The following is a 22,997-nucleotide window of genomic DNA, read 5'->3' on the forward strand; positions in this document are numbered from 1 at the left end:
CCGCTGTCAGGCCGCAGCCATCTGTTTGCGCTCGATCGTCAGATGCTTGCCATTGTGGCCGGTGATTCCGACCGCCACAAGCGACCGCGGCTCAAGGCCGGCCGCATCTACGAGCGTGAAGTTTTCCGTATGGGCCAGACCGTTCATTTCCACAAGGATCGTCTGGCTGCTGCCGATCATGCCCTCGAGGTGGCCCGCATGAAGCTCCGCCCCCTTCGCACGCAGGCGCGCGGCACGCTCCTTGACAAGCGCGCGGTCGAGTTGCGGCATGCGGGCGGCCGGGGTGCCGGGGCGCGGGCTATAGGGGAAGACGTGAAGATGCGCGATGCCGCAATCCTCGGCGAGCCGCATGGCGTTCTCGAACATCGGCTCGGTCTCGGTCGGAAATCCGGCGATCATGTCCGCACCTAAGCTGATCTCGGGGCGCAGGCGCCGGACCTCGTCGCAGAAGGCGCGCGCATCGGCGCTCGAATGCCGCCGCTTCATGCGCTTCAGGATCAGGTCGTCGCCGTGCTGCAGAGAAAGATGCAGATGCGGCATGAAGCGCGGCTCCTCGGCGATGAGGTCGAGGAGGTGGCCGTCCGCCTCGATGCTGTCGATGGAGGAAAGCCGCAGGCGGAGGATTTCCGGCACCTGTTTCAGCAGGGTCTTCCCGAGAAGCCCGAGGGTCGGCGTTCCGGGCAGATCGGCGCCGTAGCTGGTGGCGTCGACCCCGGTCAGAACGATCTCGCGATAGCCGCTTTCGGCAAGGCGTCTCGCCTGGTCGACGACGGCGCCCATCGGCACGGAGCGCGAATTGCCGCGGCCATAGGGAATGATGCAGAAGGTGCAGCGGTGGTCGCAGCCGTTCTGCACCTGGATGAAGGCGCGCACGTGCCCGTCTATGTGCTTCACCATCTGCGGTGCGGTGGCGCGCACGCTCATGATGTCGTTGACACGGAGTTTCTCTTCGGCCGAGACGCCGAAATCCGGCAGCGCGCGATAGGAGGCGCTGGCGAGCTTCTCCTCGTTGCCGAGCACCGCGTCCACCTCCGCCATTTCGGCGAAGGTTTCCTTCTCGGTCTGGGCGGCGCAGCCGGTGACGATGATGCGGGCGTGCGGATTTTCGCGCCGCGCCCGGCGGATCGCCTGTCGGGCCTGGCGCACGGCCTCGGCGGTGACGGCGCAGGTATTGACGAGGATGGCGTTGTTCAGCCCCGCCTTTTCGGCCTCCGCCCGCATCACTTCCGACTCATAGGTGTTCAGCCGGCAGCCGAAGGTTATGACCTCGACCCCGCTCAAAGGGCTCTCGCTCCGTTGTCGCCGCTCTCCGGCTCGTTGCGCGAAAAGGTGCCGGTGACGGGATCGACGGTGCCGGACCATTCCCATTCGGCCGGCCCCGTCATGATGACGTGGTCGTCGCGCTCGCGCCATTCGATCTTGAGCGGACCGCCGGGCACGTTCACGGTAACCATCCGCTCCGTCCGGCCGGTTCTCGCACCGCTGACGGCGGCGGCACAGGCGGCCGAGCCGCAGGCAAGCGTCAGGCCGGCGCCGCGCTCCCAGGTCCGCAGGTCCATCTCCTGGCGGGAGCGGATGCGCGCGATGGAGATATTGGCGCGCTCGGGGAAGATCGGATGGTTCTCGAGGAGTGGTCCGAACCGGTCGAGCTCGTAGCTCCACACATCGTCCTCGACCCAGAAGATCGCATGCGGATTGCCCATGGAGGCGACCGAGGGAGAGTGCAGCACGGGCGCATCGATCGGCCCGATCTGCAGCTCGATGCGCCGCGTGTCGTGGAATTCCTCCGCGAGCGGGATCTGGTCCCAGCCGAAACGGGGCTTGCCCATGTCGACCGAGATCGTGCCGTCGTCGTGTTCCTTGGCTTCGAGAAGGCCCGCGACCGTATGGAAGAGGAAGGCTTTCCTGCCGGTCTCGGCCGCAAGCGCCTGGACGACGCAGCGGGTGCCGTTGCCGCAGGCCTGGGCCATCGACCCGTCGGAATTGACGATGTCGATCCAGGCATCGGTCCCGGCAGACTTCGGGTCATGAATTGCCATGATCTGGTCGAACTCGGTCGCCGGGTCGGCATTGAGCGCGATCGCAGCCTGCGGCGTCACGCGGTCCTTGCGCCCGCGCATGTCGACCACCAGGATCTTGTTTCCAAGCCCGTTCATCCTGGCAAATTGCACCTGATCGGCCATGTCGCGACTGTCCAAACCCTGGCCCCGCTTCGGAGGCGCCCTTCATTCGGGCTGTATATGGCGGAAAAGCCCGGAAATTACCAGTGCCGGCGTCATTCCCGTGCCGTCGGCGGGAGCGGGACGTCGAAGACTTCCCCCGGTCGCAGCGCCCGGAAACGGTTTCGATCGATACCGTGCTTGGCGAGCGCAGTCTCCAGCGCCCGGAGCGGCTCCTCGACCCCCTCGTTGGTCAACCGGAAGGTGCCCCAATGGTGACCCGCCGCGTATTCGGCGCCGCATGCGACCATGCCTAGGACCGCCTCTTCCGGATTCTGGTGCTGAGAGGCCATGAACCAGCGTGGCTCGTAGCTGCCGAAGGGCAGGTTGGCGAGGCGGAAGCATCCGTGTTTTTCGCGCGCCGCACGATAATTGATGCCGTCGTGAAAACCTGTGTCGCCGACATGATAGATCTTGCCGGCCGGCGTCTCGATGACGAAGGCGGCCCAGAGCGCCATGCGCCGGTCGTTCGAGCGGCGAGCCGACCAATGGTGGCATGGCTCCGCATGGATGACCACGCCATCACCGAGGTCGAGCCGGTCGCCCCAGTCGACGACGGAAATCTCGGCACCCGCGACGGCGCGGCGAATGATCGTGTCGTTGCCGAGCGGCGTTACGAGATGCGGCGCATGCTTGGTGTGGAGCGAGCCGAGCGTGGCGAGATCGAGGTGGTCGTAGTGGTTATGGGTGACGAGCACGATATCGATCCGCGGCAGGTCGTCCATGAGAATGCCTGGCGGGTTGCGGCGGCGGGGTCCAGCAAACGTAAAGGGGCTGGCGCGATGCGACCAGACCGGGTCGGTCAGGATGTTGAGGCCCGCGACCTGGATCAGCAGCGTTGCGTGACCCACCATGGTGACGCGGAGCCGCTCGCCGTCGACACTGGTATCCGGCCTCGCCTGCGGAAAGGGGCTGTCATAGTGGCGCGGCCATTGCTCGCGTCCACCGCCGGACTGCCAGCGCAGGAGGTCGGCGAAGCCGCGCGGCGGTGTGCCGCCCGGATTGTAGAAGCGAATGCCGTCGAAGTGGTCCGAAACGGGCCCGCTATAGTAGGGATTGCCGCTTTTCTTCATCGCTGCCTCGGTTGAGGGACACCTGCAGAGAAATAGGCGCATTTGCCGCCGGATCACAGGGCTCGGGCAGGAGCGGCCGACAATTTCCTGATGATGCGACCGGACGGAGGTGGTGGTCCTGCTCGCGTGTGGGATCACAGGTGGAGCCCGAGCGCAGCGTCTCCGCGGTCGATCCTTGACTTTTCTCCCGGTTTCCTGTTTATCGCGGCGAATTCCTTCGCAAGTGATGACTTCCGAAGCCACCGACCGGGCCCCGCAAAGGTATAAAGAGAGCCCGGAGGTCAACACCCGACAGCGCGCTGCGCCCTCGGGTGGTTTTTGGCTTTGCGCCTTGTTTTCCGCGCGAAGGGACCCACGTTTCCGGACGAGCCGATCTATCGCAATCCGGAGACAAGAAGGAAGAGAATATGTTCGAGAGCCTCCAGGACCGTCTTGGTTCCATATTGAATGGACTGACCGGCCGCGGCGCCCTGTCGGAAGCCGATGTTTCCGCAGCGCTTCGGGAGGTTCGCCGTGCGCTGCTCGAAGCGGACGTGGCGCTCGATGTGGTGCGGTCCTTCACGGAGAAGGTTCGCGAAAAGGCGGTCGGCGCCGAAATCGTAAAGTCGATCAAGCCCGGCCAAATGGTCGTCAAGATCGTTCATGACGAGCTCATAGCGATGCTCGGCTCCGAGGGCGTCACGATCGATCTCAATGCGGCGGCTCCGGTCGTCATCATGATGGTCGGCCTGCAGGGCTCGGGCAAGACGACGACGACCGGCAAGATCGCCAAGCGGCTGACCTCGCGGGACAAGAAGAAGGTCCTGATGGCCTCGCTCGATACCCGCCGCCCGGCCGCGCAGGAACAGTTGCGCCAGCTCGGCATGCAGACCGGCGTCGATACGCTTCCGATCATCGCCGGCCAGTCGCCGACCGATATCGCTGCGCGCGCCGTGCAGGCGGCCAAGCTCGGCGGCCACGACATCGTCATTCTCGACACCGCCGGCCGCACCCATATCGACGAGCCGCTGATGATCGAGATGGCGGAGATCAAGCGGAAATCCAACCCGCATGAGATCCTGCTGGTCGCCGATGCGCTGACCGGACAGGACGCCGTCAACCTCGCCCGCAACTTCGACGAACGCGTCGGCATCACCGGCCTGGTGCTTACGCGCATGGACGGCGACGGCCGCGGCGGTGCGGCGCTTTCCATGCGCGCCGTCACGGGCAAGCCGATCAAGCTCATCGGCGTCGGCGAGAAGATGGACGAACTCGAGGAGTTTCATCCGCGCCGCGTCGCCGACCGCATCCTCGGCATGGGCGACATCGTCTCGCTCGTCGAAAAGGCGGCGGAGAACATCGACGCCGAAAAGGCGGCCGCCATGGCCGCCAAGATGGCCAAGGGCAAGTTCGATCTCAACGACCTCGCCGATCAGCTGCAGCAGATGCAGAAGATGGGCGGCATGGGCGGCATCATGGGTCTGATGCCCGGCATGGCCGGCATGAAGGACAAGATGTCCGCCGCCGGCCTGGATGACTCGCTCTTCAAGCGCCAGCTCGCGATCATCTCCTCGATGACCAGGGCGGAGCGCGCCAATCCGGATATTCTCAAGCATTCGCGCAAGAAGCGCATCGCCAGCGGCTCCGGCACCGATGCCTCCGACATCAACAAGCTTCTGAAAATGCACCGCCAGATGGCGGACATGATGAAGATGATGGGCGGCAAGGGCAAAGGCGGCATGATGAAGCAGATGATGGGCGGCCTCGCCGGCAAGATGGGCCTCGGCGGCCTGGGCGGCGGAATGCCCGATCTTTCGAAAATGGATCCGAAGCAGCTCGAGGCCCTGCAGAAGCAGGCCCAAGCCGCCGGTCTCGGCAAGCCTGGCGGCGGCCTGCCTGGCCTTGGCGGTGGTTTGCCCGGTCTGGGCGGCGGTTTTCCCGGCCTCCCCGGCCTACCGAAGAAGAAGTGAGGATCGCGACGAATGCTTGATCCCGAGATCAAAGAGGAATTGGCGAGCTACCGGCAGTCGATCGACAATATCGATGCCGCGCTCGTCCACATGCTGGCCGAACGCTTCCGCTGCACCAAGGCGGTTGGCGTGCTCAAGGCCAAGCACCAGCTGCCGCCGGCCGATCCGGCGCGCGAAGAATACCAGATCGAACGCCTCCGCCACCTGGCGAAAGACGCCAATCTGGATCCGGATTTCGCCGAGAAGTTCCTGAACTTCATCATCAAGGAAGTCATCCGGCATCATGAAGCCATCGCCGCCGATTGCTCGCAGAACGCGGGCAGCGCCGGCACCACCCATTCCGCTTGAGTCAAGCGGTCAAGAAAGCCTGCAAGGAGTAAATTGAAATGGCACTGAAAATTCGTCTCGCCCGCGGCGGTTCCAAGAAGCGTCCCTACTACCAGATCGTCGTTGCCGACGCGCGCAGCCCGCGTGACGGCCGCTTCCTCGAAAAGCTCGGCTCCTGGAACCCGATGCTTGCCAAGGACGACGAAAAGCGCATCGAACTGAACGCCGAGCGCGTTCAGCACTGGATCGCCCAGGGCGCCCAGCCGACCGACCGCGTCATGCGCTTCCTCGACCAGGCCGGCCTTGCCAAGCGTCCGGCCCGCAACAACCCGACCAAGGCGCTGCCCGGCAAGAAGGCACAGGAACGTGCCGCTGAAGCCAAGCAGAAGGCGGAAGAAGCAGCCGCCGCGGCTGCGGAAGCTGCCGCGGAATAATTTCGGCGGAATGGCATTGAGAACGGGCGGCATTTCCATGCCGCCCGTTTTGCTTTATGTGCACCGGAAAATCGCATGTTCTCATCCCGATGTGGTTCGGGAGACATGCAGCAAGTTCACCCTGGATGCCCGACGATGACACAGCTGAAGAACCCTGTCCTGATGGCGACGATCGGCGCGGCGCAAGGGCTGCGCGGCGAGGTGCGGGTAAAGTCCTTCACCGACGATCCGGCCGCACTCGGCGACTATGGCAAACTCCACAGCGAGGACGGCCGCGTCTTCGAGGTGCTTGAAATCCGCGAGGCCAAGAACGTCGTCGTCGTGCGGTTTCGGGGCATCAACGATCGGACTGCTGCCGAAGCGCTCAACGGTCTCGAACTCTTCATCGAGCGCGACAATCTCCCCGACGACGATCTCGACGAGGACGAATTCTTCTACGCAGACCTCGAGGGCCTGGAAGCGGTCGATCGCACCGGAAAGAGCTATGGTTCGGTGACCGGCGTCTTCGATTTCGGCGCTGGCGATCTCCTCGAACTGAAAGGCCCGGGCCTCAGGCCGGTGCTTATTCCCTTCACGGAATGGTCGGTACTCGAAATCGATCTCGAAGCGGGCAAGCTCGTCATCGACCCGACCGCCGCCGGGCTCGTCGACGACGAGAAGAGCGGGCCTGGCAAGCCCTTTCCGACCAAGCGCAAGTGAGCCCACGGCAATGCCCTATCGCGCGACTGTCCTGACGCTCTACCCGGAGATGTTTCCGGGGCACCTCGGCGTTTCGCTCGCCGGAAAGGCGCTGGAGCGCGGAGACTGGTCGATGGAGGCCGTGCAGATTCGCGACTTTGCCGGTGACAAGCACCGCACCGTCGACGATACGCCGGCGGGGGGCGGTGCCGGAATGGTATTGAAGCCCGACGTTCTTGCCCGCGCCATCGATCATGTCGCTGCAGACGACGGGCGGCCGCGGCTTCTGATGAGTCCGCGCGGACGGCCGCTGACACAGGAACGGGTGCGGGCGCTGGCCGCCTGTCCCGGCGCTGTCATCGTTTGCGGACGTTTCGAGGGCGTCGACCAGCGGGTCATCGACACGCGTGGACTCGAGGAAGTCTCGATCGGCGACTACATTCTTTCCGGCGGCGAGCCGGCAGCGCTCGTTCTGCTCGACGCCGTGGTGCGTATCCTGCCGGGCGTGATGGGCAATCAGCTGTCAGGCGTCCACGAGAGCTTCGAGGGAGGGCTCCTCGAACACCCCCACTACACGCGTCCCCAGATCTTCGAAGGTCACGAAATCCCGGCCGTCCTCACCTCCGGCAACCACGCGGCCATTGCGCAATGGCGGGAAGCGGCGGCGCGCCGGCTGACGGCGGAACGCCGGCCGGATCTTCTGGAGCGTGATCCGGCTCAGCCCGTGAAGAAATAATAGGCCGCGAGCAACAGACCCACCGCCACCACCACGGCTCGGATGACCGCCTGCGGGACGCGTCGTGCCGCCCAGACGCCCATGTAGCCGCCAAGCGCTGCGCCCGGCACCATGATTGCCGCGTGCAGCCAGGAGACGACGCCGCCCGCAGCGAAAACCACGATGGCGATTGCGGCGATGACGATGGAGATGAAGTTCTTGAGTGCATTCAGCCGGTGATAGCCGCCGCCGGTGGCAAGTCCGAGCACGGCGAGCATCATGATGCCCATGCCGGCGCCGAAAAAGCCGCCATAGACGGAGGTCGCCAGCTGGCTCGCAACGCCCAGCGGTCCGATGCGATGCTCGTCACTGCGCGCCTTCGGCTTCAGGAGGGGGCCGGCGGCGAAGATCGCCGTTGCCGCGATCAGCAACCAGGGCACCATCGCACGGAAGGCCGGATTGGAGAGCGACAGAAGCAGGAGGGCGCCGGCGAGCCCGCCGATCGCCGAAATGATGCCAAGGACGATGGCGTTCTTCCGGTCGGCGCGGATCTCCTTGGCATAGGCAAGCGTCGACGTGATATAGCCGGGGAACTGGATGATGGACGAGGTCGCGTTGGCGACGATCGGCGGGAGCCCGCCAAGCGTCATCGCTCCGAAAGTCAGGAAGGTGCCGCCACCGGCAATGGCATTGACGACGCCGGACAGGAAGCCGGCGACGAAGAGCAAAAAGACCTGGAGCAACGTCATGACTTTCCCCCGAAACGCGTGAATCGGGATAGCCGGTGGCGCGGTCGACCGCAAGTCCGTGGGGAGGGGCATTCTTGAGGCGGGAGCGCGACAAAATCCGCTTTCGGGGATGACAAGGCCGGCCATATGGTGTATGTGCCGGCCCGGTTCGGGTTCCTTGCCCGTCGACCGTCAACAAAGAATGGCGAATACGCTCCTGCCGCAAATGCGGCAAGGCCTGAAGGAAAGTCCGACAGGCCGATAGAGAGCGCTCTGGCTGTTTCAGAAAAACGCAAAGGTTAGACCGATGAACATCATCCAGCAGCTGGAAGCCGAACAGGCCGCCAAGATCGCCGCAAAGCGCACCCTTCCCGAATTCTCCCCGGGCGACACCGTCCGCGTCAATGTACGCGTTGTCGAAGGCAACCGCACCCGCGTACAGGCTTACGAAGGCGTCTGCATCGCCCGCTCCGGCGGCGGCATCAACGAGAGCTTCACCGTTCGCAAGATTTCCTACGGTGAAGGCGTCGAGCGCGTATTTCCCGTCTACTCCCCGCTCGTCGAGAGCGTCGACGTGGTTCGCCGCGGTAAGGTGCGCCGCGCCAAGCTCTACTATCTGCGCGACCGCCGCGGCAAGTCGGCTCGTATCGTCGAGAACACCGGCACCCGCGCCCGCAAGCTGAACGACGCCGAGCGTCAGGCCGTTGTCGAGGAGAAGGCACGCATCGAGGCTGAAAAGGTCGCAGCCGCCCAGGCTCTGGCCGCCGAGAAGGCAGCAGCCGAAGCCGCTGAGGCAAAGGCGGCGGAAGAAGCAAAGGCTGCGGAAGCTGCAGCAGAATAAGTTTTCAACTCTTCGGAGTTGTGCGGAAAGGCGGCCCTCGGGCCGCCTTTCTTTTTGGTTATCGGCCGCTTGTGTTCCCCATAGATTTTATGACATTTTCTGTCGCCACAATCTGGGAGTTCCTCAATGACAATTCTTCGCCACGTGCTTGCAGGCATTGCCGCAGTTCTTGCCGTTCCATTCGCAGTCCCGGCGCCCGTTTTCGCCAGCGACCTGCCCGACCTCGGTGGCAAGACGGTCGTCGTGGTGACGGAGAACGCCTATCCGCCGCTGCAGTTCGTCGATCCGAAATCCGGTCAGGCCATCGGTTGGGAATATGACGCGATGAACGAAATCGCCAAGCGCTTGAATTTCAAGGTCGAGTATCAGAACACGAGCTGGGACGCGATGATCCAGGCGGTTTCCGACAGTCAATACCAGATCGGCATGACCGGAATCACCATCAAGGACGACCGCAAGGAGAAGGTCGATTTTTCGGATCCCTATATGCGCTCGCAGCAGTTCATGCTGGTGCGCGGCGACGAGACCCGGTTCGACGACGCCAAGAGCTTCGCCGCGCTCGAAAGCGGTCTGGTCGGCGCCCAGCCCGGCACTTCGCCTTTCTACACGGCCGTCTACGAGGTTCTCGACGGCAACGAGCAGAACCCGCGCATCAAGCTGTTTGAAACCTTCGGTGCGACGGTGCAGGCGCTGAAGGCCGGCGACGTCGATCTGGTCTTGACCGACAGTGTCGCGGCCAAGGGGTATGTCGAATCCTCCGACGGCCAGCTCAAGGTGGTCGGCGAGCCGCTCGGCACCGAGGATTTCGGCTTCATCTTCCCGAAGGGATCGGAACTCGTGGCGCCGGTCAATGCCGCCATAAAGGCGCTCAAGGAGGACGGCACCTTCGACGCGCTCAACAAGAAGTGGTTCCTCGACTACAAGATGGGCGGCTGACCGCGGAACGGGATAAACACATGGGCGGTTTTCCGCCCATGTCCCGCTTCCCCTTATTGGAATTGCAATGACGCCGATCCAATCATCCGACGCTTCCGGGAAGGGCGATTATCCCTGGTGGCTTATTGCCCTTCTCGTGATCGCTGCGGCACTGGCCGTGGTCATCGCCGCCAATGATATCTTCACGCAGGTGTTCACCGTCGTCCTGAAGGGGTTGGGCGTCACCGTTTTCGTCACTCTCGTCGGTTTCGTGCTCGCAACGGTGCTCGGCCTCGGCGTGGCCCTGATGGCACTTTCCGAGCACGTGGTCCTGCGTCAGATCGCGCGCTTCTATACGGAAGTCATCCGCGGCGTACCGATTCTCGTGCTGCTGTTCTATATCGCCTTCGTCGGCGCGCCTGCGCTGGTGACGATCGCGAATTTCCTGTCGGCGCCGCTGATTTCGGCGGGCTGGATCGAGCCGTTCGTCGTTCGCGACGTGTCGCTGATGTGGCGGGCAATCATGGCACTGATGATCGGCTACTCGGCCTTCATCGCCGAAGTCTTCCGCGCCGGCATCCAGTCGGTCGACAAGGGCCAGGTGGAGGCGGCAAAGGCGCTCGGGCTCTCCCGCTACCAGCGCTTTCGCCTCGTCGTCTTTCCGCAGGCGATACGCGTCATCCTGCCGCCGCTCGGCAACGACTTCGTGGCAATGGTGAAGGATTCCTCCCTCGTCTCGGTGCTCGGCGTCGCCGACATTACCCAGATGGGCAAGGTCTATGCCTCGGGTTCCTTCCGCTTTTTCGAGACCTATTCCATCGTCGCCTATGTCTATCTCGTGCTGACGATAGGACTGTCGCTGGCCCTTCGGGCGGTCGAGCGGCGGTTGAGGCGGTCGCAAGTCCGGTAGGCAGAAGGGGTACCGCACCTCCGACGCTGCCGTCACAGTTCCGCCCGCTCAGCCCTCGATCTCCTCGCGCAGCATTTCCAGTTCGAGCCATTCCTCTTCCATGCGCGTGAGGTCCGTCCTGAGCTTCTCGAGCTCGGCGGCGAGCCTGGCAAAGCCGTTCGGGTCGCGCGAGAATAGGTCGGGATCCGCCATCTTCTCTTCTCGCTTCGCGATCTCCGCCTCCGATCTGGCAATCTCCTTCGGCAGGTTCTCGAGTGCGAATTTCTGCTTGAAGGAGAGCTTGGCCTTCGCCTTCTGAGGTTCGCTCGGCAAGGGGGAGGCGCCGCTCGATCTGGCCTTTTCGGCTTTTTCGTTCCGGCGCCTTTCCTCGACTGCGCCGCGGCGCTGCGCCATCATGTCGGAGTAGCCGCCGGCATATTCGATCCAGCGACCATCGGGCGCCTCCGGGTTGGCCGGCGCGATGGTCGAGGTCACGGTCCGGTCGAGGAAATCGCGGTCGTGGCTGACCAGGATCACCGTTCCGGAAAATCCGGCAACGATCTCCTGCAGCAGATCCAGCGTCTCGATATCGAGATCGTTGGTCGGTTCGTCGAGGATCAGGAGGTTGGTCGGGCGTGCCAGGATGCGGGCGAGCATGAGACGCGCGCGTTCGCCGCCGGACAGATCGCGGATGGGCGTTCGCGCCTGCTCCGGCTGGAAGAGGAATTCCTTCATGTAGCCGGTGACATGGCGCTGCTCGCCATTGACGAGGAGGGTCTCGCCGCGCCCGTCGGTCAGATAATGCGCCAGCGTCTCGTCGAGGTTCAGTTCCTCGCGTTTCTGGTCGAGCGTGGCGATCTCCAAATTGGTGCCCAGTTTGACGCTGCCCGTGTCCGGCGCGAGCTGACCGGTCAGGAGCTTCAGCAGCGTCGTCTTGCCGGCGCCGTTCGGCCCGACGAGGCCGATGCGGTCGCCGCGGTGGACACGGATCGAGAACGCCGCGACGATCGTGCGATCGCCATAGGCCTTGGTGATCTTTTCCGCCTCGATGACGAGCTTGCCCGATTCCCTGGCGTCGGCAACGGTGGCCTGGACCGTACCCTGCGGCCCCTTGTGCCCGCGATGGCGGGCGCGCATGTCCTGCAGCTCCCCGAGCCGACGCATGTTGCGCTTGCGCCTTGCGGTCACGCCGTAGCGCAGCCAGTGCTCTTCGCGCTCGATCGCCTTACCGAGCTTGTGCTGCTCGAGCTCTTCCGCCTCCAGCACCTCGTCGCGCCAGGCCTCGAAATGCGCAAAGCCGCGATCGAGGCGGCGCGATTGGCCGCGGTCCAGCCAGACCGTCGCCGTCGATACCTTTTCGAGGAAGCGACGGTCGTGCGAGATCAGCACCAGCGCCGAACGGCTGCGGACGAGCTCGTCTTCCAGCCATTCGATCGTCGGCAGATCGAGATGGTTCGTCGGCTCGTCGAGAAGCAGAATGTCGGGCTCCGGCGCAAGCACACGGGCAAGGGCGGCACGACGTGCCTCGCCGCCGGAAAGGCGCGTCGGCTCTTCCTCCCCGGTCAGCCCCAGATGCTGCAGCAGGTAGGCGACCCGGTAGGGATCGTCGCCTGGCCCGAGGCCGGCTTCGGCATAGGCCTGAACCGTATCGAAGCCGTCGAAGTCGGGCGCCTGGTGCAGATAGCGGATCGTCACCGATGGATGCCGGAAGATCTCGCCCGACTGGGGTTCTGCAATTCCGGCGGCGATCTTCATCAGCGTCGATTTGCCCGAACCATTGCGGCCTACGAGGCAGATGCGATCGCCGGGCTCGACCTGCAGGCCCGCACCCGCAAGCAGCGGCGTGCCGCCGAAGGTCAGTAGAATGTCGTCAAGCTTCAGGATGGGAGGCGCCAAGGCATCAGGCTCCGGAAAGATCATAGGGGCGGGCGAGAACGACGGCCCGGCCGGATTTCAGGGTCAGGCGGACCGTGCCATCCGCGATGTTCGAAATGGTGCGCGACGAGCCGAAGGGCAAATGAAAATCCTTCAGCGGGTAGCGCACGTTCTCGATCGAAAGACCGTCAAGATCGGCAAAGCCGAGGATCGAGAAGAGGCTGCCTTTCGGCAGCTCGATCTCCTGCGAGCCGGGCAGCAGCGGATAGGCCTCCTCCTCGCCGGAGGTCATCATCACCGCAACGCCGCTCTGGGCAAGCGCGACGGTACCGAGGAGATGCAGGAAAGCATGGTCGCTGCGCGCGCCGCCGAGTCCGCCCGCGAAGACGAGCGAGGTCGCGCCACGCTCGAGGGCTGCCTCGACGGCGATCTCCCCGTCGGTCGCGTTCTTGGCAGCTGGATGGCGTTCGCGCGGGACGCCGGCAAACTCCGCCAGAAGCGCCTCATCCGTGGAATCGAAATCGCCGACCCAGAGATCGGGAACGATCCCCAGCGTCCTTGCATGGCGCATGCCGCCGTCGGCGGCGACGAAGCGGCTGCCTTCGAGCTGTCGAGCGAGCCGGTCTGTCGGCGTCAGCGCGCCGCCGAGCAGGATGGTGAAGGGTGATCGGGTCATGGCAGAAGCCCATAGCGCAAAGCAGCGGCGAAGGAAAAGGGCTCCGGCTGCTGTTTTGCGAACGCATGCTGCGCGGATCAGGTTCCGGACGCCGGATCCCCGGGAAAGAGCATGCCGTCGTAGATGCCGGGCGTCGACCCGGCGATCTCCACCGCACCCACCGCACGGGCATAGAATTCGGCAGGGCCGACGCCGCCGATGATCGCATATGCATAGCCGGCGGCGCGCATGGATAGCAGGCTTTCGACGAGCAGGGCCTCGCCGATGCCCTTGCCGCGCATAGTCGCGTCGACTCCGGTCGGACCGAAGAAGCCGAGCGCGGTTACGTCATGGCAGGCAAAGCCCACGATCCGGTCCCGATGGTGAGCGACATGGATGCGCGCCGGCGTCGAGGAGAAGGCGGTTTCGGCCTCGCCGGCCCACCCGGTCCCGAAGCGCTCCTCGATCCAGGGAATGACGGCCCGCCGCTCGGCCGCAAGCGCCCGGCGGATGCGGATGTCGGGGTCGAGACGCGATGGGCGGCCCTCGGGCAAGGCATAGAGGCGGACGAGCATGTCTGGCATGAAATTGTCTCCGCTTTCGGCGAACAAACTGCGCCGGCAATTGTTTGACTTTTAATAGCGCGGCTGACGCGGACGGCAAACGCCCCTGCTGAAACTCAGCTTGCCTAAGCCGTCGCCGGAAGCTAAATCTCTTGCTGCTCTAACGGGGTGCCCTGGTCGGCTTTTGCGACCGTGGCTGAGAGGCTTCGAGCCAACCCGCGGAACCTGATCCGGCTCATACCGGCGGAGGGATTAGAAGCGATCGGACCGATACGCGCTTTTCCCATGCAGCAACAACAAAGGGAGAGGTGCCAGAATGTCCAATTCACTCCATCGAAAGATCCTTGGCCGGCTTGCGATCGCCGCAGCTTCGATCGCGGTATTTTCCGTGAGCGCGGCGGCCGCGGAAAAAACCCTGACGGTCTATACCTATGAGAGCTTCATCACCGAATGGGGGCCGGGCGCCAAGGTGGCGGAAGCGTTCGAGAAGACCTGCGACTGCAAGGTCGACTATGTAGGCGTTGCCGACGGGGTCGAACTCCTGACGCGGCTGAAGCTCGAAGGTCAGGGATCCAAGGCCGACATCGTACTCGGTCTCGACACCAATCTGGTGGCGGAGGCGAAAGCGACCGGCTTCTTCGCGCCGCACGGCGCCGATACCGCCTCCGTCAAGGTCCCGGGCGGCTTCTCCGACGACACCTTCATACCGTATGACTACGGCCATTTCGCCGTTGTCTACGACACCGAGACGCTGAAGGATCCACCGAAGAGCCTCAAGGAACTGGTCGAGGGCGATCCGTCGCAGAAGATCGTCATCGAGGACCCGCGGACCTCAACCCCCGGCCTCGGCCTCCTGCTGTGGGTGAAGTCGGTCTATGGCGACCAGGCCGGCCAGGCCTGGGCGAAGCTCAAGGACCGCGTCCTGACGGTCACGCCGGGCTGGTCGGAAGCCTATGGCCTCTTCACGAAGGGCGAGGCCCCGATGGTTCTCTCCTACACGACCTCGCCCGCCTATCACATGGTGGCGGAAAACACCGAGCGCTACCAGGCGGCCCCCTTCGCCGAAGGCCATTATATCCAGATCGAAGTCGCCGCATTGACGAAGAACGCGAAGGACCCGGAGCTCGCGCGGAACTTCCTGACCTTCATGATCGGTCCGGAATTCCAGTCGATCATCCCGACGACCAACTGGATGATGCCGGTGACCGCGACCAAGGAGCCGCTGCCGGAAGCCTTCAGCAAGCTCGTCGACCCGCAAAAGACGCTCCTCATTCCCTCCGAGGAGGTCGCCGCCAACCGCAAGGCCTGGGTCGACGAATGGCTGGCCGCCATGAGCCGGAACTGAGGCCGGATTGTCCGGCACGAAGGAAAGCAAGATGACAATCGCCGCCGGGGCCTTCGCCTTCGGCGGCATCCTGCTTTTCGTCGGCCTCGCCGGCGCGGCACTGCTTGCCCAGTCGGTCGGCAGCGCCGGCGCCGGTCCGCTTTTCGATGCCTATATCTGGCGCATCACACGCTTCACGCTGCTGCAGGCCAGCCTCTCGACGCTTCTTGCCATCCTTTTCGCGATACCGGTGGCCCGGGCACTTGCCCGCCAGGCTTCGTTCCCCGGCCGCATCTGGGTGCTGCGGCTTCTGGCGCTGCCACTCGGCCTGCCGGCGATCGTCGCCGCACTCGGGCTGATCGAAATCTGGGGCCGGCAGGGGCTCTTGAACAGGGTGCTTTCGGCAGGCGGGCTGGAGCAGCCGGTCAGCATCTATGGCCTCTCCGGCATTCTCATTGCCCATGTCTTCTTCAACATGCCGCTCGCCGCACGCTTGATGCTTGCCGGCATCGAGCGCATTCCGGCCGAATACTGGCGCAGCTGCGCCAATCTCGGCATGGGTTCCTTCGCCACCTTTCGCTTCATAGAGTGGCCGGTGATCCGTGGATTGCTTCCCGGCATCGCCGGGCTCATCTTCATGCTCTGCGCCACCAGCTTCACGCTCGTGCTGACGCTTGGCGGGGGGCCGGCCGCGAGCACGCTCGAAGTGGCGATCTACCAGGCGCTGCGCTTCGACTTCGACCCGCCGCGGGCGATCGCCCTTTCGGCGCTTCAGGTCGCCCTTACCGGAGCGCTGCTTCTCGTCTTGAAATTGATCGCGCCGCCGCCGCTGGAGGGAGAGACGAGCGGCAGTGCCATCCGGCGTTTCGACGGCGCGAGCGGTCTGTCGCGGCTTGCCGACCGCATCTGGCTGGTGCTCGCCGTCGTCCTCATCGGCCTGCCCTTTGCGGCTATCGCCTATAGTGGATCGAAGGCCGACCTCGTCCGTCTCGTGAACGAGCCGGCATTCCGTCGGGCGCTCGCCATGAGCGCGACGATCGCCCTTGTCTCCGCCACGATTTCGGTCGTCATCGCGGCGCTGATGATCCGTACCGAACGCCTCGCGCTGGCGCGCCGGCGCCCGGGGCCGGCGGCTCGCCTCTTTGCCGGAGGGATCGGCGCAAGCACCTCCTTCATACTGCTCGTGCCTCCCGTCGTGCTCGGCGCCGGATGGTTCCTGCTCCTGAGGCCGTTCGGCGACGTCGCCCGTTTCGCGCCGGCCGTCGTCGTCGCCATCAATGCGCTGATGGCGCTTCCCTTCGTTCACCGGGTGCTGGCGCCGGCCATGGCGACGCATGCCGCTCGCACCGCGCGCCTTGCCGCGAGCCTCGGCATCGGGGGCTTCCACCGCCTGCTGTGGATCGACTGGCCGGGTCTGCGCAAACCTCTCTTCGTCGCCTTTTCCTTTGCCATGGCCCTCTCGCTCGGCGATCTGGGAGCCGTCGCTCTTTTCGGCTCCGAGGACATGGTAACCCTCCCTTATCTGCTCTATAGCCGGATGGGCAGCTATCGCACCGCGGATGCGGCCGGACTGGCGCTGGTTCTCGGCCTTCTCTGCCTTGTCCTGACGGTGCTCGGCACGGCGGGAGAGGAGAGGCGGCCGGAGGGTAAATACACATGAGTTCCACCGCTCTCGCCGTAAAGGGCATCGAGATAAGCTTCGAAACAACGACGCTCGCCTTCGACTGCACGGTTCCCGCGGAGCGGATCGTCGCCGTGGCCGGCGCCTCCGGCTCGGGCAAGTCGACGCTCTTCAACGTCATCGCCGGCTTCGAGCAACCGGAGCGCGGGGAAGTCCGCATCTTCGGCGAGGAAATGACCGGTCGCCCGCCTGCGGAACGGCCGGTATCGATCATATTTCAGGAACATAACCTCTTCGCACATCTCGACGCCGCCACCAATGTCGGCTTTGGCATCAGCCCGGCGCTGCGACTGGATGCGGCCGACCGCATGAAGGTGGAGGACGCACTGGCCCGTGTCGGGCTCGCCGGCTTTGGCAAGCGGCTGCCGCCGACGCTTTCAGGCGGCGAACGCCAGAGGGTCGCGCTCGCCCGCGCCTTCGTACGGCACCGCCCGATCCTCCTGCTCGACGAGCCTTTCGCTGCGCTCGACCCAGGCATGCGCGCCGAGATGCGGACACTCATCAGCGATCTGCACGAGGAGGAAGGCAACACGATACTGATGATCACGCATCATCCCGATGACGTGAGGGCGCTCGCCGACAGCGTTCTTTTCCTCGACCGGGGCCGGATTGTCGCCCATGATGAAGTCGATCGGTTTCTCAAGCGCCGCGACATCACGGCCATCAACCGGTTCCTCGGCAAGGAGGGATGACGAACTGTTCGCGGCGACCGATCCGACGCCGGACGAACTAAATTCGCCGGACGCCACAATTTGACCGCCGCGCCGTGCGAGGCGCGGGAGACACCAGCGGGTATCTCGCAAAATTCGCGCATCCGTTGCTGCGATACCACGGGGCAACTATTTCTACTGGGGTCGGCTAGGCAGGCGGCGCTGAAATCGGATACAGCAGAATCCTGGCTGAAACACCCGCGCCGGTGCGCCGCATCCGGCTGAAAAAGTAGGACTTTTCGCCGATTGCGATGAATGGCTTCGAGCCGCGGGTCGCGCCGGCGGATGGGGACGGGCTGAGGCATGATAAGGCAGGCAGTCATGAATGGCTGGTTTCCGCGGCGGCATGGAGCCGTTCGCGCACGAGCGCTGGTCGCATTGGCTGCCACGACGCTGCTGGCTGGCTGCCAATCCGTGATCGAGCAGACCTACGAGCCCACCGTTTCGCCATCCTCCAATCCGCAGATCGTCGAGGAAGTGCAGAAGAACGACCCGCGGGCCCAGCTCGGCGCGCGCGAGCATCCACGCATCGTGGCGAGCTACGGCGGAGAATACCGCGACGCCAAGACCGAGCGGCTGGTCGCCCGGATCACCGGCGCCCTGACGGCGGTTTCGGAAAACCCGCAGCAATCCTACCGCATCACCATTCTCAACTCGCCGGCAATCAACGCTTTCGCGCTTCCGGGCGGCTATCTCTACGTGACCCGCGGCCTGCTGGCGCTCGCCAACGACGCCGCGGAAGTGGCCGCCGTGCTCTCGCACGAGATGGCGCATGTGACGGCCAATCACGGCATCCAGCGCCAGCAGCGCGAGGAGGCGGAGGTGATTGCGAGCCGCGTCGTGTCCGAGGTGCTCTCCTCCGATCTTGCCGGCAAGCAGGCGCTTGCCCGCGGCAAGCTGCGCCTTGCCGCCTTCTCGCGCAATCAGGAACTGCAGGCCGACGTGATCGGCGTCCGCATGCTGGGCGAGGCGGGGTACGACCCCTATTCGGCGGCGCGCTTCCTCGATTCCATGGCCGCCTATAGCCGCTTCAGCGCGGTCGATCCGGAGGCGGACCAGAGCCTGGACTTCCTGTCGAGCCACCCCAACGCGCCGCAACGCGTCGACCTCGCGCGCCGGCATGCCCGTGCCTTCGGTCCCGAGGGGACGAGCGGCGATCGCGGGCGCGACTATTATCTCGCCGGCATCGACGGTATCCTCTATGGCGACAGTCCGCAGGAGGGCTATGTCCGCGGACAGACCTTCCTGCACGGCCAGCTCGGCATACGCTTCGACGTGCCCACCGGCTTCCAGATCGACAACAAGGCCGAGGCGGTGCTTGCCACCGGCCCGGGCGAGGTCGCCATTCGTTTCGACGGCATCGCCGATACGAGCCGGCGCAGCCTCACCGACTACATTGCCAGCGGCTGGGTAACGGGCCTCAAGCCCGATACGATCCGCCCGATCACCGTCAACGGCCTCGAAGCCGCAACGGCGCGCGCATCGGCCGACCGCTGGGATTTCGACGTCACGGTGATCAGGTTCGGCGAGCGCATCTACCGCTTCCTCACGGCCGTTCCGAAGGGCTCGAGCGCACTCGAGCCGACGGCAAACCAGTTGCGAACCTCCTTCCGCCGCATGACGCCCGGCGAGGTCCAGTCGTTGAAGCCGCTGCGCATTCGGGTTGTCACGGTCAGGTCCGGCGATACGATCGCGACCCTTGCGGCCCGGATGATGGGTACGGATCGCAAGCTCGACCTTTTCCGGCTGATCAATGCGATGCAGATCACATCGACGGTCAGACCCGGCGACAAGGTGAAGATCATATCCGAGTGAGGGGGGCGTAACGGCCGCCCTTGCCGCAGCCGCGACCTTCTCCCCGCTCGCGGGGAGAAGAGGACTCACGGTGCCGTTTCGCTCAGTCGCTCAGTTTAGATCGGCCGAGCGCGAGGCTCGTCCCCCGGGCCCGTTTGCGGGGAGAAGGCGCCGGCAGGCGGATGAGGGGCAAATGGCCTTGCTAAGCATCGCGCTTCAATGCATCGCCGCCGTCAGTGCGGGTGCCTTGGCGGTGAGCGCCGCACGAAGCTTCTCGAGCGCGCGCGTTTCGATCTGCCGCACCCGTTCCTTCGATATGCCAAGCGCGACGCCGAGCTCCTCCAGCGTGGCGCCATCCTCCGTCAGGCGGCGGGCGCGAATGATCTTCATTTCGCGTTCGCTGAGTTCTCCGAGCGCGATCTGCAGCCATCGGCGGGCGCGCTCGCCGTCGATCAGATCGCTCACCTGCTCGTCGGGCAGAGGTGCTTCGCTCGCCAGAAAATCCAGCCGGGCGCCGGCATCCGGGTCGCCGCCGCCGATCGGCGCCTGCAGCGACGCGTCGTTTCCGGAAAGGCGCGCATCCATTGTCTGCACGTCGGCAAGGCTGACGCCGAGCGCCGCGGCTATCTCTTCGTGCATCGCCTGAGAGGTCAATTGTCTGTCCCCCTGGGCGAGCCTCGCGCGCAACCGGCGCAGGTTGAAAAACAGCGCCTTCTGCGCCGAACTGGTGCCGCCGCGTACGATCGACCAGTTGCGCAGCACGTAATCCTGCATCGATGCGCGGATCCACCAGGTCGCATAGGTCGAGAAACGCACCTCCCGGCTCGGCTCGAAACGCGCTGCGGCTTCCAGGAGCCCTATGTGACCCTCCTGCACGAGATCTCCCATGGGCAGCCCGAAACTGCGGAACTTCGCCGCCATCGAAATCACCAGGCGCATGTGCGACATTGCGATCTTGTTGCGCGCCTCCTGGTCGTTATCGTTCCGCCAGGCCTGTGCGAGCGCATGTTCCTCGTCCCGCTCGAGATAGGGCGCTTCCATGGCAATCTTGATCATACGCCTGTCTGCTGTGAGGGTCTTCATCGATTGCTCCGTAGCTGGCGGCGAGCGCCATTTCACGATTGAACTCCAAACGCCGAGCGCTCTCTTGCTGCGTTCGGCAACGGGACGGATGGCGCTGGTTGACGAAATGACAGGGCGCCCTAGATGGAAGAATACGAACCTGAGGCGTGAGGAAATCACGGGGCCAAGATCGCTCGGCAGCACAGGCGAAGACCTCCCTACCGGGAGTGTTAAACGTGCGCGGGCGCGAAAAGTTCCGCGGGCGACAGCGATTCTTGATTGTGAGGCCGCCGCGATACGCCCCAACGATTGTAACGCGGCTTCGCCGCGCCCCGGCTCCCGCCTTCTTGCGCAATCCAGCGCTCAGCTTCCGGGAATATACGACAACAAAAAAGCCCGGCCTTTGTGAAGGCCGGGCCTGTCTGGTTGATTGACGCAAGGAGCGCTTAAGCGGCTTCGTCCTGTGCGTCGTCTTCTTCGATAGCCTTGCCGCGCTTCGGACCCTTGTTGAGATTGGCCTCGACGAGGCGAACGGCCTCCGTTTCCGACATCCTGTTCACGGCAGCGATTTCGCGCGCCATCCGGTCAAGCGCGGCTTCATAGAGCTGGCGCTCGGAATAGGACTGTTCCGGCTGGTTCTCGGCGCGATAGAGGTCGCGTACGACTTCCGCGATGGAAATGAGATCGCCGGAATTGATCTTGGCATCGTATTCCTGAGCGCGACGCGACCACATGGTCCGCTTCACGCGCGCCTTGCCCTGCACGACCTTCAACGCGCGGTCGACGAAATCGGTTTCGGACAGCTTACGCATGCCGATGCCCACGGCCTTCGCCACCGGCACCTTGAGACGCATCTTGTCCTTCTCGAAGTCGATGACAAAGAGTTCGAGCTTCATGCCCGCGACTTCCTGCTCCTCAATCGCGACGATCTGGCCAACGCCATGGGCCGGGTAAACGATCGATTCACCGGTCTTGAAGCCTTGGCGCGTTGAAGATTTCTTCTGCTGGGTGGTCATTCGTTTCAAACACTCCCTAGTGCGCACCCGGCCTTCACAGGGGCCGGGGCCGGGTCAGTCAGGCCCGGGATAGACGGGGGTACCGCCGGGTGGGTCCACCTGGTCCTCCAACGAAACGCAAACAAGCTCTTAGGGCGCAGTCACAAGCAACGGGCCGTTGCATATCTCAAAAGTGCCGCGCGGTGGAGATCGTTTGCTTTCGTGCTGGTTTTCGGGCGCGCAAAAGCACCCTCTGTGGATCAGTGCGTGAAAACTATCACAAAAAAGAGCGGAAATCAATAATTTGCTGCACGGCAACGATCAAGTCGCCGCGCTCGCAAGCGCGAAGTGCCGGCGGGATTTCCCCAGCTTTCCGGCCTCGCCATCTGTCGTCCGTCAGCATCGACGAACCGAGCGGCCGAAGCCCGCCTCAGTCGCCCTGTCCCGGTTCGGAAGAAAAATACTTTTCGTATTTTTCTTCTACGCCATCCATCTCCTTGGCCTCCGGCAGCGGGTCGCGCTTAACGGTGATGTTCGGCCACTGCGTGGAAAATTCCGCGTTCAGTTTCAACCACATATCGAGCCCCGGCTCGGTATCCGGCTTGATTGCACCCGCGGGACATTCCGGCTCGCATACGCCGCAGTCGATGCATTCATCCGGATGGATGACGAGGAAGTTCTCCCCCTCATAGAAACAATCCACCGGGCAGACTTCAACGCAGTCCGTGTACTTGCAGCGAATGCAGTTATCGGTCACGACATACGTCATGAGGTACTCCAGCCAATGCTCACATTTGACGGCAGACGGCAATCAACGGTGATACTCGATCGCCCGCGCATGCTAGGCATGTCCGGCACGCATAGCTGCCGGTGCAGACCCGAATGCCATCCTCAGCATGGCTTCGTGAATCGGAATCGATCCGGTGAAACCACACATCGGTTCAAGCTGCTACACCAACCTTCGCCCCTCGAACTGGACGTTCGGCACTGTAGCGTTGCTTGTCACGTAAAGGCTTTGACTGGCCTTTGCAAGAATTATCCATGCGCGATTTGCCCCTGTGGGGGCACAGTTTTCCAGCCTCGGGACGGGCGTGCCGAAATCGGTTGCAGGCCGCCTGCGACAGTGTACGGCGCCGGGTTCAAAGTCTGAAAATCAGTCGTCTTCGGGGTCCGGCCCCGGCCGCAAGCGGTCCGTCTCGCGGCGCTCCCGCTTTGTCGGCCGCCCCGCGCCGCGGTCGCGCGTCGCCTGCTCGAAAAGCGTGGGTCTGACGGCGGGTACGGCGGGGGTCAGATCCTCGTAGAGGAGGCGCGCTTCCTCATAGGGACCGCGGCGGGACCCGGGCAGCAGCACGCGCACGACGAGATCACGCCGCTCCAGCGACACCTCGAGCATGTCGCCGGTCCTGATCTGGGCGGACGATTGCGTCTCACGCTTGCCGTTGACGGCCACATGGCCCGCCTCGATCGCCTTCTGGGCGAGCGAGCGCGATTTGATCAGCCGGGCGAAGAACAGCCACTTGTCGAGCCGCTGGCGCATTGCAGGGGCGGACGGCGGCTGTTTTTCCATGGG

The 22,997-nt window shown here is 64.2% G+C and carries 23 protein-coding genes and 1 riboswitch; of the genes, 12 read left to right on the top strand and 11 right to left on the bottom strand.

Annotation, left to right across the window (positions count from 1 at the left end; translation table 11 throughout):
- Nucleotides 1–6: 6 nt before the first annotated feature.
- The 3 genes from mtaB to AC6CIG_RS20415 all read right to left on the bottom strand — a co-directional run bounded on the left by mtaB (nucleotide 7) and on the right by AC6CIG_RS20415 (nucleotide 3,292).
- Entirely contained in the window at nucleotides 7–1,281 is a 1,275-nt protein-coding gene (gene mtaB, locus AC6CIG_RS20405) for a tRNA (N(6)-L-threonylcarbamoyladenosine(37)-C(2))-methylthiotransferase MtaB (protein WP_018097403.1), read from the bottom strand.
- Entirely contained in the window at nucleotides 1,278–2,183 is a 906-nt protein-coding gene (gene dapF / locus AC6CIG_RS20410) for a diaminopimelate epimerase (RefSeq protein ID WP_201269686.1), read from the bottom strand. The genes mtaB and dapF overlap by 4 nt, the downstream gene beginning before the upstream one ends.
- A gap of 92 nt (nucleotides 2,184–2,275) precedes the next feature.
- Nucleotides 2,276–3,292 (bottom strand): MBL fold metallo-hydrolase, encoded by a 1,017-nt coding sequence (locus tag AC6CIG_RS20415; protein WP_127711457.1) that lies wholly within the window; start codon nucleotides 3,290–3,292, stop codon nucleotides 2,276–2,278.
- A gap of 407 nt (nucleotides 3,293–3,699) precedes the next feature.
- Here AC6CIG_RS20415 and ffh point away from each other — a divergent pair, with 407 nt between their 5' ends.
- From ffh to trmD, 5 genes are all read left to right on the top strand, one after another.
- The gene (gene ffh / locus AC6CIG_RS20420; protein ID WP_437412415.1) at nucleotides 3,700–5,241 is read left to right on the top strand and encodes a signal recognition particle protein; all 1,542 of its coding nucleotides are present in this window, start codon (nucleotides 3,700–3,702) and stop codon (nucleotides 5,239–5,241) included.
- A gap of 12 nt (nucleotides 5,242–5,253) precedes the next feature.
- Complete coding sequence (locus tag AC6CIG_RS20425; RefSeq protein ID WP_003529740.1) at nucleotides 5,254–5,589, top strand: chorismate mutase; 336 nt, start codon at nucleotides 5,254–5,256, stop codon at nucleotides 5,587–5,589.
- A gap of 38 nt (nucleotides 5,590–5,627) precedes the next feature.
- Nucleotides 5,628–6,002 (top strand): 30S ribosomal protein S16, encoded by a 375-nt coding sequence (gene rpsP, locus AC6CIG_RS20430; protein ID WP_018097407.1) that lies wholly within the window; start codon nucleotides 5,628–5,630, stop codon nucleotides 6,000–6,002.
- A gap of 135 nt (nucleotides 6,003–6,137) precedes the next feature.
- Nucleotides 6,138–6,701: a ribosome maturation factor RimM gene (gene rimM / locus AC6CIG_RS20435; RefSeq protein ID WP_018097408.1), complete on the top strand. Its 564-nt coding sequence runs from the start codon at nucleotides 6,138–6,140 to the stop codon at nucleotides 6,699–6,701.
- A gap of 10 nt (nucleotides 6,702–6,711) precedes the next feature.
- Entirely contained in the window at nucleotides 6,712–7,416 is a 705-nt protein-coding gene (gene trmD / locus AC6CIG_RS20440) for a tRNA (guanosine(37)-N1)-methyltransferase TrmD (protein ID WP_018097409.1), read from the top strand.
- On the opposite strand, the gene AC6CIG_RS20445 is transcribed toward trmD, so the two are convergent.
- Nucleotides 7,398–8,144, bottom strand: a complete 747-nt coding sequence (locus AC6CIG_RS20445; protein WP_010970518.1) for a sulfite exporter TauE/SafE family protein — start codon at nucleotides 8,142–8,144, stop codon at nucleotides 7,398–7,400. The genes trmD and AC6CIG_RS20445 overlap by 19 nt on opposite strands.
- Before the next feature lie 286 nt (nucleotides 8,145–8,430).
- Here AC6CIG_RS20445 and rplS point away from each other — a divergent pair, with 286 nt between their 5' ends.
- The 3 genes from rplS (at nucleotide 8,431) to AC6CIG_RS20460 (ending at nucleotide 10,789) form a co-directional block, all read left to right on the top strand.
- Complete coding sequence (gene rplS / locus AC6CIG_RS20450) at nucleotides 8,431–8,964, top strand: 50S ribosomal protein L19 (protein ID WP_003529750.1); 534 nt, start codon at nucleotides 8,431–8,433, stop codon at nucleotides 8,962–8,964.
- Nucleotides 8,965–9,090: 126 nt separating this feature from the next.
- On the top strand, nucleotides 9,091–9,900 hold the full coding sequence (locus tag AC6CIG_RS20455) for a basic amino acid ABC transporter substrate-binding protein (protein WP_018097410.1): 810 nt from the start codon (nucleotides 9,091–9,093) through the stop codon (nucleotides 9,898–9,900).
- 67 nt (nucleotides 9,901–9,967) lie between these two features.
- Nucleotides 9,968–10,789 (top strand): amino acid ABC transporter permease, encoded by an 822-nt coding sequence (locus tag AC6CIG_RS20460; protein ID WP_018097442.1) that lies wholly within the window; start codon nucleotides 9,968–9,970, stop codon nucleotides 10,787–10,789.
- A gap of 48 nt (nucleotides 10,790–10,837) precedes the next feature.
- On the opposite strand, the gene AC6CIG_RS20465 is transcribed toward AC6CIG_RS20460, so the two are convergent.
- From AC6CIG_RS20465 to AC6CIG_RS20475, 3 genes are all read right to left on the bottom strand, one after another.
- Nucleotides 10,838–12,664 carry an ABC-F family ATP-binding cassette domain-containing protein gene (locus AC6CIG_RS20465; protein WP_127711453.1) on the bottom strand — a complete coding sequence of 609 codons (1,827 nt, stop codon included), beginning with the start codon at nucleotides 12,662–12,664 and terminating at the stop codon, nucleotides 10,838–10,840.
- A 4-nt stretch (nucleotides 12,665–12,668) separates the two neighbouring features.
- Nucleotides 12,669–13,319 (bottom strand): thiamine diphosphokinase, encoded by a 651-nt coding sequence (locus AC6CIG_RS20470; protein WP_018097411.1) that lies wholly within the window; start codon nucleotides 13,317–13,319, stop codon nucleotides 12,669–12,671.
- Nucleotides 13,320–13,396: 77 nt separating this feature from the next.
- Nucleotides 13,397–13,882: a GNAT family N-acetyltransferase gene (locus AC6CIG_RS20475; protein WP_127711451.1), complete on the bottom strand. Its 486-nt coding sequence runs from the start codon at nucleotides 13,880–13,882 to the stop codon at nucleotides 13,397–13,399.
- 133 nt (nucleotides 13,883–14,015) lie between these two features.
- Nucleotides 14,016–14,130, top strand: a riboswitch (TPP riboswitch).
- 47 nt (nucleotides 14,131–14,177) lie between these two features.
- On the opposite strand from AC6CIG_RS20475, the gene thiB reads away from it, so the two are divergent.
- The 4 genes from thiB to AC6CIG_RS20495 all read left to right on the top strand — a co-directional run bounded on the left by thiB (nucleotide 14,178) and on the right by AC6CIG_RS20495 (nucleotide 19,391).
- Entirely contained in the window at nucleotides 14,178–15,206 is a 1,029-nt protein-coding gene (thiB, locus tag AC6CIG_RS20480; protein ID WP_127711449.1) for a thiamine ABC transporter substrate binding subunit, read from the top strand.
- A gap of 7 nt (nucleotides 15,207–15,213) precedes the next feature.
- Complete coding sequence (gene thiP / locus AC6CIG_RS20485) at nucleotides 15,214–16,845, top strand: thiamine/thiamine pyrophosphate ABC transporter permease ThiP (RefSeq protein WP_437412414.1); 1,632 nt, start codon at nucleotides 15,214–15,216, stop codon at nucleotides 16,843–16,845.
- A complete protein-coding gene (gene thiQ, locus AC6CIG_RS20490; protein ID WP_127711445.1) occupies nucleotides 16,842–17,558 on the top strand; it encodes a thiamine ABC transporter ATP-binding protein in 717 nt (238 codons plus the stop codon). The genes thiP and thiQ overlap by 4 nt, the downstream gene beginning before the upstream one ends.
- A gap of 321 nt (nucleotides 17,559–17,879) precedes the next feature.
- Nucleotides 17,880–19,391 (top strand): M48 family metalloprotease, encoded by a 1,512-nt coding sequence (locus AC6CIG_RS20495; RefSeq protein ID WP_127711443.1) that lies wholly within the window; start codon nucleotides 17,880–17,882, stop codon nucleotides 19,389–19,391.
- A 195-nt stretch (nucleotides 19,392–19,586) separates the two neighbouring features.
- On the opposite strand, the gene AC6CIG_RS20500 is transcribed toward AC6CIG_RS20495, so the two are convergent.
- The 4 genes from AC6CIG_RS20500 to AC6CIG_RS20515 form a co-directional block, all read right to left on the bottom strand.
- On the bottom strand, nucleotides 19,587–20,453 hold the full coding sequence (locus AC6CIG_RS20500; protein ID WP_018097417.1) for an RNA polymerase factor sigma-32: 867 nt from the start codon (nucleotides 20,451–20,453) through the stop codon (nucleotides 19,587–19,589).
- Between the two features lie 425 nt (nucleotides 20,454–20,878).
- Complete coding sequence (locus AC6CIG_RS20505; protein ID WP_003535785.1) at nucleotides 20,879–21,448, bottom strand: CarD family transcriptional regulator; 570 nt, start codon at nucleotides 21,446–21,448, stop codon at nucleotides 20,879–20,881.
- Nucleotides 21,449–21,857: 409 nt separating this feature from the next.
- Nucleotides 21,858–22,196, bottom strand: coding sequence for a ferredoxin FdxA (gene fdxA, locus AC6CIG_RS20510; RefSeq protein ID WP_003535779.1), 339 nt, complete (start codon nucleotides 22,194–22,196; stop codon nucleotides 21,858–21,860).
- A gap of 384 nt (nucleotides 22,197–22,580) precedes the next feature.
- On the bottom strand, nucleotides 22,581–22,994 hold the full coding sequence (locus AC6CIG_RS20515; RefSeq protein ID WP_127711441.1) for an RNA-binding S4 domain-containing protein: 414 nt from the start codon (nucleotides 22,992–22,994) through the stop codon (nucleotides 22,581–22,583).
- Nucleotides 22,995–22,997: the final 3 nt, after the last annotated feature.

Source organism: Sinorhizobium sp. GQ132, assembly GCF_059758575.1.

What these genes read in the sequence shown, in the direction of transcription:
- dapF (WP_201269686.1), bottom strand. Translation starts at nt 2,183, where the DNA reads ATGGCCGATCAGGTGCAATTTGCCAGGATGAACGGGCTTGGAAACAAG.
- AC6CIG_RS20415 (WP_127711457.1), bottom strand. Translation starts at nt 3,292, where the DNA reads ATGAAGAAAAGCGGCAATCCCTACTATAGCGGGCCCGTTTCGGACCAC.
- ffh (WP_437412415.1), top strand. Translation starts at nt 3,700, where the DNA reads ATGTTCGAGAGCCTCCAGGACCGTCTTGGTTCCATATTGAATGGACTG.
- AC6CIG_RS20425 (WP_003529740.1), top strand. Translation starts at nt 5,254, where the DNA reads ATGCTTGATCCCGAGATCAAAGAGGAATTGGCGAGCTACCGGCAGTCG.
- rpsP (WP_018097407.1), top strand. Translation starts at nt 5,628, where the DNA reads ATGGCACTGAAAATTCGTCTCGCCCGCGGCGGTTCCAAGAAGCGTCCC.
- rimM (WP_018097408.1), top strand. Translation starts at nt 6,138, where the DNA reads ATGACACAGCTGAAGAACCCTGTCCTGATGGCGACGATCGGCGCGGCG.
- trmD (WP_018097409.1), top strand. Translation starts at nt 6,712, where the DNA reads ATGCCCTATCGCGCGACTGTCCTGACGCTCTACCCGGAGATGTTTCCG.
- AC6CIG_RS20445 (WP_010970518.1), bottom strand. Translation starts at nt 8,144, where the DNA reads ATGACGTTGCTCCAGGTCTTTTTGCTCTTCGTCGCCGGCTTCCTGTCC.
- rplS (WP_003529750.1), top strand. Translation starts at nt 8,431, where the DNA reads ATGAACATCATCCAGCAGCTGGAAGCCGAACAGGCCGCCAAGATCGCC.
- AC6CIG_RS20455 (WP_018097410.1), top strand. Translation starts at nt 9,091, where the DNA reads ATGACAATTCTTCGCCACGTGCTTGCAGGCATTGCCGCAGTTCTTGCC.
- AC6CIG_RS20460 (WP_018097442.1), top strand. Translation starts at nt 9,968, where the DNA reads ATGACGCCGATCCAATCATCCGACGCTTCCGGGAAGGGCGATTATCCC.
- AC6CIG_RS20470 (WP_018097411.1), bottom strand. Translation starts at nt 13,319, where the DNA reads ATGACCCGATCACCCTTCACCATCCTGCTCGGCGGCGCGCTGACGCCG.
- AC6CIG_RS20475 (WP_127711451.1), bottom strand. Translation starts at nt 13,882, where the DNA reads ATGCCAGACATGCTCGTCCGCCTCTATGCCTTGCCCGAGGGCCGCCCA.
- thiB (WP_127711449.1), top strand. Translation starts at nt 14,178, where the DNA reads ATGTCCAATTCACTCCATCGAAAGATCCTTGGCCGGCTTGCGATCGCC.
- thiQ (WP_127711445.1), top strand. Translation starts at nt 16,842, where the DNA reads ATGAGTTCCACCGCTCTCGCCGTAAAGGGCATCGAGATAAGCTTCGAA.
- AC6CIG_RS20495 (WP_127711443.1), top strand. Translation starts at nt 17,880, where the DNA reads ATGATAAGGCAGGCAGTCATGAATGGCTGGTTTCCGCGGCGGCATGGA.
- AC6CIG_RS20500 (WP_018097417.1), bottom strand. Translation starts at nt 20,453, where the DNA reads ATGAAGACCCTCACAGCAGACAGGCGTATGATCAAGATTGCCATGGAA.
- AC6CIG_RS20505 (WP_003535785.1), bottom strand. Translation starts at nt 21,448, where the DNA reads ATGACCACCCAGCAGAAGAAATCTTCAACGCGCCAAGGCTTCAAGACC.
- fdxA (WP_003535779.1), bottom strand. Translation starts at nt 22,196, where the DNA reads ATGACGTATGTCGTGACCGATAACTGCATTCGCTGCAAGTACACGGAC.
- AC6CIG_RS20515 (WP_127711441.1), bottom strand. Translation starts at nt 22,994, where the DNA reads ATGGAAAAACAGCCGCCGTCCGCCCCTGCAATGCGCCAGCGGCTCGAC.